The sequence below is a fragment of the Sphingobacterium sp. UBA1498 genome (assembly GCF_002325125.1).
Taxonomy (GTDB): domain Bacteria; phylum Bacteroidota; class Bacteroidia; order Sphingobacteriales; family Sphingobacteriaceae; genus Sphingobacterium.
In genome coordinates this window covers 21,718-39,147 of the sequence record NZ_DCRG01000018.1, presented here as the reverse complement: position 1 = coordinate 39,147, position 17,430 = coordinate 21,718, and the positions used below count along the sequence as shown (strand labels likewise).

Below are 17,430 nucleotides of genomic sequence, written 5' to 3'. Positions count from 1 at the left end.
GTTAGTAGCTCGCTTCAAAAATAAGCGTCACGGAACAACAACGAGCTTAAGAACTAATTCGTTTTAGTAAAATTATAAAGAAAGAGAAAAGAAAGTTGTTAATCGATTGTTAATGACAATTATCGATATTGACTTCTAAAATAAAGCCAACTTTATAGACAGTTTTAATTTCAACAAAGCGTGATCTTTTAAGCATTTTTCTGATTTTGCATATAAAAACATCGAGGCTCCGGCCTAAGAAATAGTCACTGTCTCCCCATAGCGCTAATAAGATTTCTTCTCTCTTCAACACAACGTTTGGTTTGTTAGCTAAGAAAGCCCATAGTTCAAACTCCCGTGGCGAAACAACCTGCTTTGATCTATCACTAAATTCTATTGATAGTAAATGACGATTGAGTTTAATATCTCCAATATTAAGCTGGCTTGGTAAAACTGTGCTCTGCTTTATGCTATAATTTTGAAGTTTCAGCGAGAGTTCTTCCACATCAAAAGGCTTTGTGATATAATCGTTCCCCCCCAGATGAAGCCCTTTCAAACGGTCTGTTTTTGATAACCTAGCCGTAAGGAAAAGAAAAAATTGGTTTTTATTTAATTTCGATATATACTCGACAAATTGAAACCCATCCGATTTGGGAAGTTGTATATCGACGATAAGAATATTATACTTATTTATTTTGTAATATAAAATTCCTTCTTCGGCAGATAATGCATGACTAACATCAAAACCAAAATTTGTAAGATAGTCAATGAGCATCGAGGCTAGATCAACGTCATCCTCAATCAGCAATATATGTCCATATTCTCCTATCATCTATTTTATCATTGGTATCAAAATAAAAAATGTCGTCCCCTTGTTAATATCTGATTTAACATCAATTTTCCAATTGTGAATCCGCATAACTTCTTTAACAAAAAAAAGTCCAAGTCCTAGACCGTTAGGAGAAGCGTCTCTTTTAACACGGTATCCCTTCGTAAATATATGTGGCAATTCGTTATTTGAAATGCCTATTCCATTATCACGTATAGTCATCAGGATTGTATTGTTTTCATACAGTCCTACATGAATACAAATCTGCTTTATGGACTCATTATTATATTTAAGACCATTATCTACTATATTATTCAATGCTGTAACAAACATAAATGGATTGACAAGTACTTTAATCCCTTTTACTTCTTCATCCACAAAAGTCTGAATTCCGATGGTTTCTGAAGCTAAAATTGTCAGATCTCGTTCCAAATGATCCAACAGTTCTGCCAAAAAGTGTTCTTCAAGTACTACTTCTTCCTGATTAAACACACTTAAATCAATCGCTTTATTAACTAACCTATCTAAACGCTTTATTTGACGCATCATGGTTTCCAAAGTGGTTGATATTTTCATTTTATCATCGCTAGAAACCTTCACGGCTATATTCGACAAACCAATTCGGATGGTTGTTAATGGAGTGTTAAACTCGTGAGTAACATTATTGATAAAGTCGGAAGCCATTTCAGCCATTCTTTTCTGTTTTATCCAATTATTGTAAGTCCAACAGTATACGCTAATAATTCCGATGATACAGCAACCAGACAATAATAATAGTGGAAAAATGGATCTTAACGCAGAAACATTTTTATCAATATTACCTACGTATAATGTGAAAGCTACACGATTTGACCTCTTACTATTTGCACTTATAGCAATTGATGACACAAGATTGTCTTTATCAATAAATTGATCTTCACCACCAATAAGGGTATACTGATCAACATCATAATCAACTATCGGAATAAACTTCTTCGCGTCGAAAGTCACCGACACATCTCTCAGTACAATCGCATAACCAAAATTTTGTCCCAAATTCACTTCAGACTTGATGATCTTAAAGAGGCTGTCCATTGCAGGATGATTTAGGAGTTTGGAAATCAACTCCTTTGCAATACTATCCTTCAGATTAAAAAAAGCATAGTTATCATGCTGATAATATGCTTCTAAACGATCTAAATGAGGGATTAAGGTTGAATCGATAAGTTTTTGACCGCCTGGAAAGATCTTATCGTTCGCAATATGTCTATCGTAAACAACCTTAATCTCCTTTTTTTCTTTCCAAAATAGTTCGCTTCTTTTGATCTCATATGATTGCACAATCAGGAGATATTGTAATATTAAAAACAACATAAGACAACTGATCGCTATGCCTTTGTATAACCCTGATCGCTTCATCCTTCCGGAATGCTCCTATTTTTTCGGTTTATTACTCATCTCGAAGACTAATTCACCGCCATCTATAATGCTACTATAAGGTAGTCGCAGATCAGCTAATCTTCGTCCATTTAAAGAAACGGATTTAACGTAAATATTCCTTTCAGACTGATTATGGGCAACTATAGACAGGCTGCGTCCATTTTCAAAATTTACCTTTGCCGATTTTACCAGAGGACTGCCAATCCAATAACTATCTTCCCCAGGTGCAACAGGATAAAAACCCAGTGCAGTAAATAGATACCAGGCCGACATCTGTCCACAGTCGTCATTACCGCCTAATCCCGCATGACCATTATGGTACTGATTTCGGATGATTTGTCTGACACGTGCTTGAGCTTTCCAAGGATTCTTGGTGATGTTGTACAAATAAGCCACATGGTGGGAAGGCTCATTTCCGTGCACGTAATTTCCGATAATACCATCTCGCGTAATATCCTCTGTATGCTCAAAATACTTATCCGGTAATTCCATTGTAAAAAGAGAATCCAAATAAGTCTCTAAACGCTGCTTACCTCCCATGACTGCCATCATTTCGGTAGGCTGATGCGGTACATAAAGGCTGTAATTCCATGAATTACCTTCAATAAATCCCTGTCCATGTGTATCCAGCACATCAAATTTCTCCTGAAATTTACCCGCTGAATCCTTGGGGCGCATAAATCCAATAGCGGGATCATAGAGTGATTTCCAGCTTTCAGCTCTTTTTGAAAAAGTCGTGTAAATATCTTCCTTTCCTAATTTTTTTGCCAGTTGCGCAATACACCAATCGTCGTACGCATATTCCAATGTATTAGAAACCGATGTTCCCGATACATCTGCAGGAACATATCCCTTGTCAATATAAGCACCGATGCCCTCGTATTGACGCGTATTTGCTGTTTGAACGCATGCCGCTAACGCCGCTTCCGCATCACCTTTATAGACGCCCTTAAGTATGGCATCAACAATAACAGACACAGAGTGATAGCCACTCATGCACCAGTTGTCATTCGCATAATGCGACCAGATGGGCAACATCTTCAATACACTCTGGTCATAATGAGCCAGCATGGATGCGACAATATCTGCATTACGGGAAGGGTTGATTAAATTCAACAAGGGATGAAAAGCCCGAAATGTATCCCATAGCGAAAAAGAGGTATAATTCGTAAAACCTTTGGCGCTGTGCACCTCCTGATCCAAGCCTTTATACTCACCATTAACGTCCATATAAACCGTCGGCATTAAGCTGGCATGATACATCGCTGTATAAAAATTGACAAGATCTTCCTTGTTCAACATTTCAGCTTCTATCTTATGCAGTTCCTTTTCCCAAGCCTCCTGGCCTTTCTTCACGTACCCATCAAAATTCCAGTCGGGAGCCTCAGCCTCCATATTGGCCAATGCATTCTTCATACTTACAGGACTTAAAGCTACTTTCAGCAGTATTGCTTCGTGTGCCTTTGTATCGAAATCCAAATGAAGCTTCATGTTATGAGCTGCTAAATCGGGGAAATTATTGCGTTGATCGAACTTACGCCAAAAACCATTATAGACAGATTTCCCATCTTCATATTTAGCGCCATAATTTTTAAAAGCTTTGGATGTCTTTATAGCAAAGTACACCGTACGGGTTCTTGACCAACCGTTTGTCTGACGGTATCCAACTAACGTGGAATCGTTCAGTACTTTCACAACAGTCCAAACATTTTTTCCTTCGTAATTATAGATCCCAGCAGTTAAATCAACAATTAGATGTGACGCATCAGACTGGTTGAAAGTATACCGATGTATACCCACTCGCGTGGTCGTCGTCAACTCTGCTTTAATCTGATGTTTATCCAGTAAAACACGGTAATAATTGGCTTCGGCCAATTCGTTCGTATGGCTATATGGAGATCGATAACCATCTTGAGGACGATCAGCTGTACCTGGATTTAACTGAACTTTACCTTGGGTAGGCATAATCTGTATATCACCAAGATCGGAGTGACCGGTACCGCTAAAATGCGTATGACTGAATCCCACAATCGTGGGATCATCATACTGATAACCGGCACAATATTTATAAACATCACCATTATAGCGGCCATTGACAGCATAAGATAGCGTATCCGTATCCGGGCTTAACTGTATAGCACCAAAAGGAACTGTAGCGCCCGGAAACGTATGACCCATCCGCGCCGTACCAATAAGCGGTTTAACGTACTGGACTAACTTAGTTTCCTGGGCCTTTAATACAAATGGAATACTAAGTAATCCCCAAAAAGCCAAACGTTTTATATTCATCACTTATGAATTATAATTTAGGATTTTTACTGTAATCCGTCCATAGCTCATCGATCGTCTTTCCAGTTTGTGCTTTCCAGAATGAATCGTTATAGCTTTTGCTACGCATTGCCGCATCCAATTTTTTAACAAAGTCTTTTTTTACATGCGTGTTGATCCAATAGAGAAATCTGGCAGTAACGCGATAAGAATCGGTGTATTTCTGATTGTCGCTATAATCTGGCAGCTTCCAATTTGCACCTGCATTGTCAATTCCATCATCAAATCGGACAAAATCTGCTATCCCTTCCGTAATCCACCACGGACCGGCCCCATCAGGATACGCTTGAACAATATGCATTACCTCATGGGTAACCACGTCAATATCACCTGGATTTTTGGCAAACCATCCCGGGCTGTAACGGACTATTCCGCCAGCCGTAGCAGCAACACCTTTGTAGTCTGGATCAATAACAAAAGACACTTTTTTTAGGGTCTTATTATTATATTTCTTGGCTAGTTTGGGATAGTTTTCAAAATAAGCCGAAATGAGCCGATCTTTTAAAGATGGACTAAAATCTTTGTCCTTATTAATCCAAATCAATGTATAACCACCTTTGCTGATACTATCAACATCCACAGCAACCTTGCGGTCATTTTCTGTATGTCTCCAATTATCTTGCGCGAAAATCGAACAAGAACAGGCCAAGCCAAAGAGGGTAAGGCCTACTTTTAGATTTCTAAAGTTTATCATAACTCAAATGCTTATTTCTTTTTGTTCGATTTCACCTTGATATTTGATTGTAAATCTGTTGTCATAGAATATGGCGCAGCATTTTTGGATGCTCCCCTAGTATAGTTAGGTTTTGCCCCCATATCAAAATGCAGTGCCCCACCTTCATGCAAAGCTTTGTGACTTAACCAGTTTTTTCCATACTCCTTACCGTTCATCTGTAGTGCATTTACATATACATTTTCGGCCGAATTCTTAGGAGCATCGATGATCAGTGTCTTGCCATTTTCAAACGTTAACGTCGCCTTTTTAAATAATGGCGCTCCAAGCACATATTCATCGGTCGCAGGACAAACCGGATAGAATCCTAAGGCTGAAAAAACATACCATGCCGAGGTTTGACCATTATCTTCATCACCACAATAGCCATCAGGCGTTGGTTTGTACATTCTGTCCATCACCTGACGCACCCAATATTGCGTTTTCCAAGGTTGACCAGCGTAATTGTAAAGATACGGCATATGTTGAATGGGCTGATTACCATGCGCGTACTGTCCCATATTGGCAACTTGCATTTCGCGAATTTCATGGATAATACCCCCATAATAGCTATCATCGAAATCTGGAGACTGAACAAACACCGAATCCAACATACGCACAAATGTTTTTTCTCCGCCCATCAGATCGATCAGCCCTTGAACATCGTGAAATACGCTCCACGAATAATGCCAGCTGTTTCCTTCTGTGAACGCATCCCCCCATTTCAATGGATTAAAAGGAGTCTGGAACTTTCCATCTTTATTTTTTCCACGCATAAGATTGGTCGATGGATCGAACAGGTTCTTGTAGTTCTGTGCACGCTTCGCATAGAGATCAATTTCAGCTTTCGGACGGTTCAACGCTTTTGCTAATTGATAAATTGTAAAATCGTCGTAGGCATATTCCAAGGTACGTGCCGCATTTTCATTGATTTTAACGTCATAGGGAACATAGCCCAAGCTATTATAATAATCAACACCCTTTCTACCAACTGCACTCATTGGTCCTTCGTTATTGGCACCATGCTGCAACGCTTCGTACAACTTATTGATATCGTAACCGCGTATTCCCTTGATGTAGGCATCCGAAACTACCGAAGCAGAGTTGTTACCAACCATAATATCCGCGTATCCAGGACTACTCCACTCAGGTAAGAAACCGCCCTCCAAGTAAGCATTTAAGAGACCTTCCTGCATTTCCTTATTGATAGAAGGATACATCAAGTTTAAGAACGGATACAATGCTCTAAAGGTATCCCAAAATCCAGTTCCTCCAAACAAATAGCCCGGAAGTGTTTTTCCATTATACGGACTGTAATGGACAACTTTACCCTGCGCATCAATTTCGTAGAGTTTGTTAGGAAAGAATAAGGTCCGATACATGGTCGAATAAAATGTGCGCAATTGATCAATATCATCGCCTTCAACTTTAATTTTCCCTAGCGTGGAATTCCAGATCTGACGTCCATCTTCTTTAACTTGATCAAACGACTTGTCCCCCAACTCATTTAAGTTTAATAAGGCTTGTTCGGCACTGATAAAAGACGAGGCAACTTTCACCTGAACGGGTTTCGTTTTATCCTTTACCTTGAATCCAACAATAGCGCCAGTGTGGTCACCTTTGATCTGGAGCTGGCCATCCTTTTTCTCTTTCCCTTCCCAAGTAGCAACATTTGCAAACGGTTGATCGAAAACCAAAACAAAATAATTCTTGAAATTCGCAGGCAGTGGACCACGGGCGTATTTTGATGAATAGCCAACGATCATATTTTTTTCAGGGATAATCTGAACTTCAGATCCCTTTTCATACGCGTCCAACACGATATAAGCGTCGTCTGTCTTATTAAACGAAATCCTAAACATAGCTGCTCGTTCCGTTGGTGTCATTTCCGCAGTGACATCGTGATCTGCCAGATAGACCGAATAATAATAAGGTTTTACGATCTCAGCTTTATGTGAAAACCAGCTCGCACGCTCATCTTGATCAAAGACAGGCTTTCCAGTCACTGGCATAATAGAAAAGACGCCATAATCATTCATCCAAGGCGATGGTTGGTGGGTTTGTTTCAAACCACGGATCTTATCAGCAGTATATTGATACTGCCATCCATCACCATTTTTTCCCGTTTGCGGAGTCCACATATTCATTCCCCAAGGCCGTGCGATTGAGGGATAGGTATTTCCATTGGACAACTCAAATTTGGATTCGGTACCCATTAATGGATTAACAAGATCGACAGCATCCATTTGCTGTCCTCTAAATTTCTGAGCCAAAACCGGTTTTGCGCAAAACAAACCAAAAGACAATAATGAACCCAGAAAAAGGCTTAAAGATTTATTCATTATTTAGGATATATAAATTATTTCTACTAAAACGTATTAGTAAAGATATAAAAAAGAATACTAAATCAAAACAAACCTCAGGAATTGAGCCGGAAGGTCTTATGATTTTTACAATACAAGGGTTAAAAATCGAGCTATCGCCGTATGCTACCTCCGGATCAATTTGGTTGAAATAATATATTCTTTAGGCGTGGATATCCCCTGATCTATTTCCTTCAACAAAACTTTCACACAAGTTTTAGCCAAAGGTTCTAATGGCTGTTGTATACAGGAAATTTTAGGGTTTAAAATATCAAACAACTCATGATCATCAAAAGAAAGCATCGGAAAGGCATAGTGATTTTCATCCGCTGGCCGCAGTGCTTTCAACCCAAGGATACACAGATAATTTGTCGTAAAAAAGAGACCATCTAACCCAGTCTGCTTCGCTGCCCAATTTTTCAACATACGCGCCCCCTTTTGCTTCAGTTCTTGATAGTGTAATTGCAGGATGCGAGGCTCCATACCGTAGGCTTCACAAAAATCCAAATAGGCACCTTTACGCCCCAACATTTGCGGCTGATCGGAATCGATGGTTACTAATCCAAAATCTTGGCAACCGATAGATTTCAAATGATCACAGGCTTTTTTTGCACTAACGTCATTATCAATGTGCACATAATGGGTCTCCACATCTGGAGAATTTCTATCAAAGACTACTAGTGGAACCCTATGTTCCAATATTTTTCGCTGATATGCTTCCAGATCTACTGTTGGAGCTAAAATAATCCCCTCCACCTTCTTTTCCAACATTGAATCGATGATATCCCGCGCATTTTGTGAATCTCCAAGGGTACTACTGTAGAGGACGTGATACCCTTTTTTTCGGAATAATTCCTCCACATACAAAGCAAATGGCCCAAAAAAAGAGTCCCCGATATTTTCCACAATCAGACCAATGGTATTTGATCGCCCTGTTGCTAAACTCTTTGCAAGCGCATTAGGCTTATAACCAACTTTCTCAACGTAAGCAAGTACGCGATTTTCCAATTCCTTACTAATGCGAGCTCGCTCGGCTTTGTGATTAATGACTAATGAAACAGTGGATTTAGAAACATTGAGCTCCTGTGCAATTTCTTTAATTGATTTGGCCATAAAAGCATTTTCATAAAATTAAAGTGAAATTAAAATAAATATGAACATATCGGAAATTACAACTGATAGCAGACAATAAATTAACATTCCGCTCTTTACTATACAAAAGAATTAGACTGATGACGAATAAAAAACAAAGTCTTCTTTATCCCAAAAGATATTTCTAACTACCTGTAGATTGGCAAAAGATTATCCCAATTGTGGATCAGTTTTCGAATGATTGCCCGTTTCCACACGACCCGCAAACTGACGCACAAATTTGGTATTCTCAGCATGTACCGTAATATCATACCACCCATGAATTTTATGAGATTCTACAATCCACTTCGTAGATTTACCGGCAACAAGTACTATCGATTTCTTCCATGTACTATAAGCAATATCTTCTACATGTACACGGAATGATTTTTTCCCGTGATTACGAACCTCCAATACAAGATTGCCTGTCAACTGGCCTTTCCTCCCGATTTCATAAGTTGCTTGAACAGACAATGGCTCCTCCTGTCCTTTAAATCCCCGCATAAACCCATTTGGGCCATATACGGTCAGATCGTAATGCCCATCTTTAAAATCGGCCAGATTCCAGTCAAAGCTTAGTTCCTGACCAGCGACAACTGCAAATGGCCAAAATTTCACACCTTCCTTATAGCTCGGTCCACTATAGACATTAAATGGACTGTTTAGCGATTTACTACCAAATACCTTATTGCCAACTTCTAGTGTTAAATGAATTCGGTTGGCTTCTTTAGCAAATGACTCTTTAACATAGAGCTCATAGGCTAACGCGCTAGAATTTTTCTGACCTTTCTCCTGTCTCGCCAGTAAAGTGGAATGCCCCTTAGACCGTAATGCTGCGGCATCCTCTTTCGACCAAACGTGAAAAGTATTGGGTAGTGGTTTCGATTTCGCCTGATCAATCGCATAGATCTGCTGATTCCGATCAAGGAAAGGCAAATCAATAGTATTCGACGCCTCAGCTTTCCGAAATATCGATGTCAAGTCTCCTGTAATGGCTCGGCGCCAAGAGCTTATATTTTCCTCTTTTACCTGCTTACCCAACTTTTTCTCGAAAAAATGCTCCATAAATTGAATCGTCGAAGTGATATCACAGATCTCCGAATTGACCCAACCGCCTTTTGACCAGGGTGACGCCACAATCAAAGGTACGCGGTAACCGAGCCCTACTGGACCTTCCGTCGCATTATCTTTTTCTTCACCATCGGCAAGCTCCTGTGCTAAACTCACATATTCACCACTATAATCTAATTCCGCCGAAGTTTTTCCGGAACGCTCATCTGCAGGATTAGGTGCCACAAAAGGTGGAACGTGGTCGAAATACCCATCGTTCTCATCATAATTGAGAATAAAGATAGTCTTCTTCCAGATTTCGGGATTCTCCGTCAGAATATTCAATAGTTCAGACACATACCAAGCACCATACATAGGTGCACTCGGATGGTCTGAAAAGCTTTGCGGTGCTACAAGCCATGATACTGCTGGCAATTTGCCCGATTTCACATCGTGCCTAAACTGATGAAGAACATCCCCCTTGGGAACAGTAATCTGTTGCCCCTCATGCGTGACCACACTTGTCTCCCGATAGAAAGGATCGCCCTCATTGGTTTGGAACGCGCGCTCATGCAAAGCACGCTGCTCCTTAGAAAGCTGCTCAAAAGCATGATCAGTGAGACGGGTTAACTGTTTTTTATAACTGTCCAATTGCTCCTGCTTCTGTTTGAGTCTATTCTGGGTCTTCTGTACACTGTCGGTACTATTATTGACTAATGTCTTTTCGAGCTCCTCTATCTCCGCAGGTAACTCCGCAACACGCTTACGCATAAAGTCGAGATGCGTTTTCTTGAATTCAATATGATACTGAGCAAACCATTCTAAATTATTGTCCGTAAAATTACCCAATAGACCCTCGCCTTTTAAGCCACTTTCCATACTGACTTCATTTTGGTAAACCCGCCAGGAAATTCCAGCTTCTTCCAAACGTTCAGGAAAAGTTTTCCAGTGTGCCCAACGATTAAAATAAATGTCCGAATTTCGGACTAATGGTTTAGCCCCCTTACGCGGCACACAGGTCCCTGTCCAAAAGAAATGCCTATTGGTCGTGGTCCCCGTGATGGATGAACAGAAGTGCTGGTCACAAATTGTAAAAGCATCAGCCAGTGCATAATAAAAAGGAATGTCCTCACGTGTATAATAACCCATTGTCAAAGGGATCTCTTTTAAGCTCTTCCCCCCTGGGCGTTTAGCGTCGATCCAGTTATCATGCTTTCCATTGTTACGGGCTGCCATCTGATTTTCCCAAGAATGCGGTAAATTTCCGGTCCAGGCAGCATTTGAGTTTTTGATATCCAGTCGAAACGGCGAATAGGTCTTACCGGCAGCCGAGGACTGCAACCATACGGGGTTACCATTAGGTAATTTAATCGCCCGTGGATCATTGAATCCCCGAACACCACGAAGTGTTCCAAAACTATGATCAAAAGAACGATTCTCTTGCATTAATAATACAATATGTTCGGCATCTAAAAAGGTACTTCCTGTTATAGGTTCAATCGCCAATGCGCGCTGTATGGCATCTGGCATAGCACTCTGTAAGCCAAAAACACCAGCTAACAAGGAGGCCTTCTTGATAAAATCTCTTCTGCTATCCATAAATAAATTTGTAGTCTCTTTACTGAATTCAATGGTCTTCAGCGAATATATTCATTCGCCACCTTTTTTTATGTAACGTTTTTAACAAACAATCCCCGCAAACGGTTGATCTCATCTACGGGGATTGTTTTTACAAATGGTCTATTTCAAAAGCCACATCAATTGGTTTATTTCATCCTTACCCCCAAATTGGCGGGCTAGTGCTTCATCCAGATTTTGTCCGTTATAGTTATACTCACTGGCTGGATAACGCCAACGAACAGGTATTTTGGTTGGATCATCGGCATTTAAACTGGATGCGGGGTTGATTTTCCATTTTGGATAACCTGTACGACGATAATCATAGTAAGGATTTATTCGTCCTTGCAAGAAGCTAGCTAAATACTTTTGCGTCATAATTGCCTCAATCTGTCCTTCTTTAGTTGTAGGGAATTGATCTCCATAGGAAGCAATAGCACTGGCGATATAGGTCCCATCCAATGGCATATTATGTGTGTACTGGCTCGTATTTGGGGTATTGTCCGCAATGAATTTCATCGCTGCTTCAATACCCTTTTTATACCAATTGACTGAAGACTCTGTAACCCATCCTCTTGCAGCTGCTTCAGCAACTACAAAACATAGATGCGCATAGCTATATTGTTGTGTTGGTTCGCCACTTACGAGCTCGGTATAGCGGTCATTTAATTTAGAATAATCGTTTTTCTTTTTCAAGTCCGCAATATCGCCAAACGCCAAGGATGGATCAATACCAACATACGCACTAAAATCACTTACTTGTTTGCCATTGGCAATTTGCAAAGCTGATGGGTTTGCATAGAAAAATAGCCTTCTATCTTGATATTGCTTCAAACGGTCTATAATCTCCGTAGACACAACGGGATAAATAACGAAACTATTACTGATTTTATAAAAAGGATAGGTCTGGCCACTTTTATCCGAGCGTACTAACTGAAAATTATCGGCATTCGCAGTGAATATAGGCTTGTTCGTTAAAATCGATTGAAACCGTCCTTTTAAATTCAAGTCTGCATCAGCTTCCTTTTTGCTCAGTTGAATCAGTACATTTAACGCAAAACTGTTGACGAGCTTTCTCCATTTTGTTATGTCTCCGCCGTACAAGGGATCGCCCGCAAATTTTGCTCCGCTTGCAAAGAGCTGATCTGCTTTTTCTAATTCATCAAGAATACCCAAAAAGACTTCCTTTTGGCTGTCGTATTTTGGAAAATATGTTTTGTCAGACTCCCCTTTTAATGCTTCTTTATAAGGTATATCTCCAACATTCATGGTAGCCTCATAAAATTTTACAGCCCTAGCGAAATACATTAATCCATTGTAGGAATTTGCTAACACATCTGTCGAAGCATACTGTCCCATAAAGTGAGCATCATTGATTGCATTCATCGATATACTCCCTTCACCGAATCCGTTATATTGATACCCTTCAACTAATTCCGTCCATGCAATCTCCTTTGTTAATAAATAGGGCTGCATAAATGATTTTTGTGTCGGCTGATTTGCCAAATTCAGAATAATACGCGTCGCTAGCATGGAAGAATTCACTTGCACAGGAGTTTCAGGATTCGTGTTTATCTCATCAAATTTTGAACAACTCGCTAATGAGATTAAACTCCCCATGGCGATATATATACACAATTTTTTCATTTTCATCTTAATTTTACTGGTTTTTAGAAAGTTACATTTAAATTAAAACCTATGTAACGCATCGATGGTGAGTTCAAATCTTCTGAACCTACATCGGGATCGGAAAAACGATATTCCTTTGTCCAAAGAAGCAAATTCTGTCCAGTAACACCGACACTGGCACGTTTCGCTTTGAATTTAGAGGCTAATTTCTCAGGGACGCGGTAATTGAGCGATAGCTCCCGCAGTTTGATAAATGTCTCATCCCAATAATTTCGTCTACCTGAATACGCCGATTTCCAATAGGTTTCATAAGAGACCACTTTGTCATTTGGCGCAAACACACGCGTATCTTCAGCAATCTGACCATATTTGTCATAGGTAACTCCTCCAGAAACGATCTTAACACCAGGGGCAACAAACGTTTTATTACCATTAACAACCTCTTCGTATCGATATGGGTTATCCGAATCCGGGTGAGCCCCTGTCTGCCATAAACGGGCGTTCATGCCTGAATAAGACATCCCTTTTATTCGGCCATCAACACTCAGAGAAAGCGAGAAGTCTTTATAACTAAATTGATTTGTCAATCCACCGAACCATTTCGGTGCAGTATAACCATACAACTGAGCAGCATATTTTGCAGATATCGGCATACCGGAGGCATTGTTAACGATTTGCCCATCAGGAGAGAGCTCCCAATCCTTTACGGTAATATAGTCTGTTCTAGCTCCTTTTTTAACATATAATGCGTCGGCAGAATATACAGGATCAAGCTTGTGATAGAATTCCAGATTTTGAGACATATTTAAAATAATATCCCATTGAAAGTTTTCTTTTTTGATTGCAGCAGTACCCAAAGTGATTTCATGACCTTTCGTCATTTTCTCTTCTTGTGTATTGATTAACCGCGACGTAAAGCCTGATGAGCCCGAAATGGTCGCATAAGTCGTTACATTATGTAACAGACGATAATAACGGGTATAATTACCATAGAATCGATTTTTCCATAAACCAAAATCAAAACCAAACTCCGTCAAATCACGCTGCGTAGGTGATATGGAATAGTCCTTGATTGAATTCGGATAAGAAGCCGTTGGCAATCCATCCCAAACATTGTTGCTAATTGAAAAGGCCTGATTTATTTCATATGGAACTGGAACCGTCTTAGTTACTGCCCAAGACCCACGGACCTTGAACATATCCAACCAAGTAGGTTTATTCGCTATTAAATCACTTACGACGACACTACTTGAAACAGAAGGATAAAAATAAGAACGTTGTTCTTTGGATAAAGCCGAAGACCAATCGTTACGACCGGTCGCTTCTACAAAAACAGCATTACGCCAGGAGATAGAAAGTCGTCCATAGGTACTGTTGACCATTTCCTTTGTTTTACTTTCAACAGTCGACACTGGATCAATTGAGTTTCGAAGTGAGTAAAAACCTGGAATCGATAACCCATTGACTGTAGTAGCTGTAACGGCATTGTCACGTCGATAAAAAAGAGCACCGCCCACTAATCCGTCGAAGCCAAAATCACCAACTTTCTTTTTCGCTGTAAAGATTACGTCATTTGTTGTACTAAAACCATCCTGATTTTGCATCCAATACTTTCCTTTACTGTCAAAGCCGGAATATCCCCCCCTCGTACCATAAATGCCCATTGGATTGCGTTGCTCTCGTCTTTGTCCATAATAATCATATCCTGTACGTACCATCAGTTTCCCCCAATCAGAAACCTTATAATTCAAGGTCAAGGCAGCGTTCATCTTATTAACCAGCTCAGGGGTAACCTTCTCATAGGCCGTTAAATATGGATTATCATACCAGGCTTTATACATCCAATTTTGAGATTGATCTTTAATCAACCAATAATCTTTGTAATCCTGTAAATTATACTCAGGCCCAGTCCAGACGAGAATATTGTAAATATATCCCTGATCATTATATCCTGCGCCAAAATTACTTGTTGCTGAACGACGGTTATAGGCAAGGCGCGTTTCTATATCAACTTTTTCGCTAATCTTGGTCTGCCCAGCGACAGACATGTTTGTCATATTCAGCTTTTGGTTTGGATATTGCCCTTTATTATAGATATGATTGATCGACGTTCTAATACTTCCGTGTTCACCCTGATTGGTAAAACTGACGGAATTGTTGGATATAAATCCCGGTTCAAGGAAATTCTTAAAGTTGTCCTTGCCGCGGGAAAGCAACTCCATCTCTTCCAGTTGTTTTGTCTGTGGATTCCATTGCTTGGCTGAACGCCCAATATCCAGTTTATCTCCCCACACATAATCATCATTATTAAACTTTCCCCCTTCACCTGAAGAGTACCCATGTTGTACTTCCGGCAAAGCTAGATAACCCGAAAAAAACATGTTATTGCTATTGACGGATATCTCCGTTCCTTTTTCCGCAAGTCCCTTTTTTGTCGTGATCATAATGGCGCCACCAGCCCCCATACTACCATACAAGGCCGTTGCGGTTGCTCCTTTCAGCACGTTCATATCTTCGATATTATCTACTGGAACATCACGTAGGGTAAGATTTTCATAGGCAACCCCATCGATCACCAAAATAGGTGTTAATCCCCTCACTTGGATTTGAGGTGTACTGTTAAACTCCGTACTATTTAAAACACGGACACCTGAAATACGTCCGGTCAATGTGGTTCCTACATCAACCCCCTTTACACGCGTCAGATCATCACCTTTAATGCTTTGCGTTGCATATCCCAGTGCTTTTTGTTCTCTCTTTATACCCAGTGCCGTTACAACAACTTCACCGAGCTCTTCGGAAGATTTGCCTAACTTAATAACATCAGCATTTGAAGCGGATACTTCACTTGTCTGATAACCAATATAGGAGATCAATAAAATGGCATCGTCTGCCACATTTGCAAATCGAAAAGTGCCTTGCTGATCGGTCGTTGTTACTTGTGTACTGCCTTTAACACGTACCGTGACTCCAGCGATAGGCTGCCCCGTTTCTTGGTCGACAACCTTTCCTCGGATCTCTTTGGCTGCATTAGAAACCGGCTTTTCGTTTTTAACCTTAGTATCGTTGCCCGTTTTCCTCGATATCACATAAAGCTTCTCATCAATTTTTTTGACCTCAAGATTTCCGTTAGAAATGGTCTGTATAAATTGAACGATTTGCTCCTTTTTCAGTTTATCAAGGTCGGCGGCTTCATTGATCTTTTGGTTCGAGATAGAAGCATCATAACCAAATTTGACGTTAAATTTCTGTTCCATTCGCGTGAGGAGTTTCCCAATCCCTTCACTGGTAGAAAATTGTGAGGCCAAGGTATGAAGTGCGAGCGACTGAAAGAGCAGTGCACTTCCCATAAGTTTTAAATAGTAATTGGTCCTTTTCATAAATTACTTCTTATAGATAATTGTTTGATTAAATGCGGTATTAAGCATCTTGAGTGACTTTTCTAAATCACTAGCAGGTAGATAACCCGTATAACTTTCAGTCCGGAAGGAATCGATTAATTCAAGATGACTATCGGGATAAAGATTATTTAGATCGGCTACGATCTGCATGAGTGGAACTTGATTAAATGACAAGAGATCACTCTTCCAGTTCGATGCAATGCTCGTATCCGCTTTGGCAACATTAAATTGTCTTTGTCGCATATCGTAGGCGACTTTTTGGCCAGGGGTAACAAATGAATATTGCCCGGCACGTGAGACCCGTACTTTACCATGACTCAACACGAGACTGCTACGTCCTTCAGAACAATTTAAATTAAATGCGGTGCCTAATACGCGTACATCAAAGTCGCCAGAACTGGCGATTACAAAAGGTTGTTCAGCATTCTTAGCTACTTCAAAAAAAGCTTCCCCCGAAAGCTTGATCCGACGTAAACTGTCTGTATCAAAATCTGACAACAATTCAATATGTGCACCTTGCCGAAGAGAAACATGTGTACCATCGGGCAATACAAGCTGCTTAACAAATTTTGTCGGATTGGAAAAATGAACAATTGCAGAAACTTTATTAATCTCTTTTTGGCCCTTAAATTTAAATTGGAAGAGGCCAGCAAGACCGATTAACAGTAAACACGCAGCGGCGGAAATGACAGACCACCGTCTTTTCCAAATAGGTATTAAGCGCGGAGTCAATGACGAACCTGTAATTGTAAAGAAGATATCCTCGGAAGTCGTTTTATTTAGTTCACAATCGCGATTGTCCAGCGAAACTACCTCCTCGACATCTGGAAGTTCATCCCTGTCACAAGAAGTCAGTAAATCAAGAAATATGGCGTTTTCTTCGGGACTAAGTTCTCCCTTAAGGAATTTTTTATATAAAGCAGCTATTTTGGAATTCATCATTCTATGCCCATCTTTAAATACATATACGTA

Annotated in this window: 10 protein-coding genes; all 10 read right to left on the bottom strand. The window is 40.1% G+C overall.

The window, feature by feature from the left end:
* Window positions 1-109: 109 nt before the first annotated feature.
* The 10 genes from B3139_RS10245 to B3139_RS10200 all read right to left on the bottom strand — a co-directional run bounded on the left by B3139_RS10245 (window position 110) and on the right by B3139_RS10200 (window position 17,400).
* A complete protein-coding gene (locus B3139_RS10245) occupies window positions 110-811 on the bottom strand; it encodes a response regulator transcription factor (RefSeq protein ID WP_293882543.1) in 702 nt (233 codons plus the stop codon).
* The gene (locus B3139_RS10240; protein ID WP_293882540.1) at window positions 812-2,161 is read right to left on the bottom strand and encodes a sensor histidine kinase; all 1,350 of its coding nucleotides are present in this window, start codon (window positions 2,159-2,161) and stop codon (window positions 812-814) included. It lies immediately after the preceding gene.
* 60 nt (window positions 2,162-2,221) lie between these two features.
* Entirely contained in the window at window positions 2,222-4,516 is a 2,295-nt protein-coding gene (locus B3139_RS10235; protein ID WP_293882537.1) for a GH92 family glycosyl hydrolase, read from the bottom strand.
* A gap of 10 nt (window positions 4,517-4,526) precedes the next feature.
* Window positions 4,527-5,249, bottom strand: a complete 723-nt coding sequence (locus B3139_RS10230; protein ID WP_293882534.1) for a basic secretory protein-like protein — start codon at window positions 5,247-5,249, stop codon at window positions 4,527-4,529.
* 11 nt (window positions 5,250-5,260) lie between these two features.
* Complete coding sequence (locus B3139_RS10225; protein WP_293882532.1) at window positions 5,261-7,609, bottom strand: GH92 family glycosyl hydrolase; 2,349 nt, start codon at window positions 7,607-7,609, stop codon at window positions 5,261-5,263.
* Between the two features lie 147 nt (window positions 7,610-7,756).
* Complete coding sequence (locus B3139_RS10220) at window positions 7,757-8,743, bottom strand: LacI family DNA-binding transcriptional regulator (RefSeq protein ID WP_209577437.1); 987 nt, start codon at window positions 8,741-8,743, stop codon at window positions 7,757-7,759.
* 189 nt (window positions 8,744-8,932) lie between these two features.
* Window positions 8,933-11,410 (bottom strand): phosphocholine-specific phospholipase C, encoded by a 2,478-nt coding sequence (locus tag B3139_RS10215; protein WP_293882530.1) that lies wholly within the window; start codon window positions 11,408-11,410, stop codon window positions 8,933-8,935.
* 141 nt (window positions 11,411-11,551) lie between these two features.
* Complete coding sequence (locus tag B3139_RS10210) at window positions 11,552-13,075, bottom strand: SusD/RagB family nutrient-binding outer membrane lipoprotein (RefSeq protein ID WP_293882528.1); 1,524 nt, start codon at window positions 13,073-13,075, stop codon at window positions 11,552-11,554.
* A gap of 23 nt (window positions 13,076-13,098) precedes the next feature.
* On the bottom strand, window positions 13,099-16,437 hold the full coding sequence (locus B3139_RS10205) for a SusC/RagA family TonB-linked outer membrane protein (RefSeq protein WP_293882526.1): 3,339 nt from the start codon (window positions 16,435-16,437) through the stop codon (window positions 13,099-13,101).
* A 3-nt stretch (window positions 16,438-16,440) separates the two neighbouring features.
* Window positions 16,441-17,400 (bottom strand): FecR family protein, encoded by a 960-nt coding sequence (locus B3139_RS10200; RefSeq protein ID WP_293882524.1) that lies wholly within the window; start codon window positions 17,398-17,400, stop codon window positions 16,441-16,443.
* Window positions 17,401-17,430 lie beyond the last annotated feature (30 nt).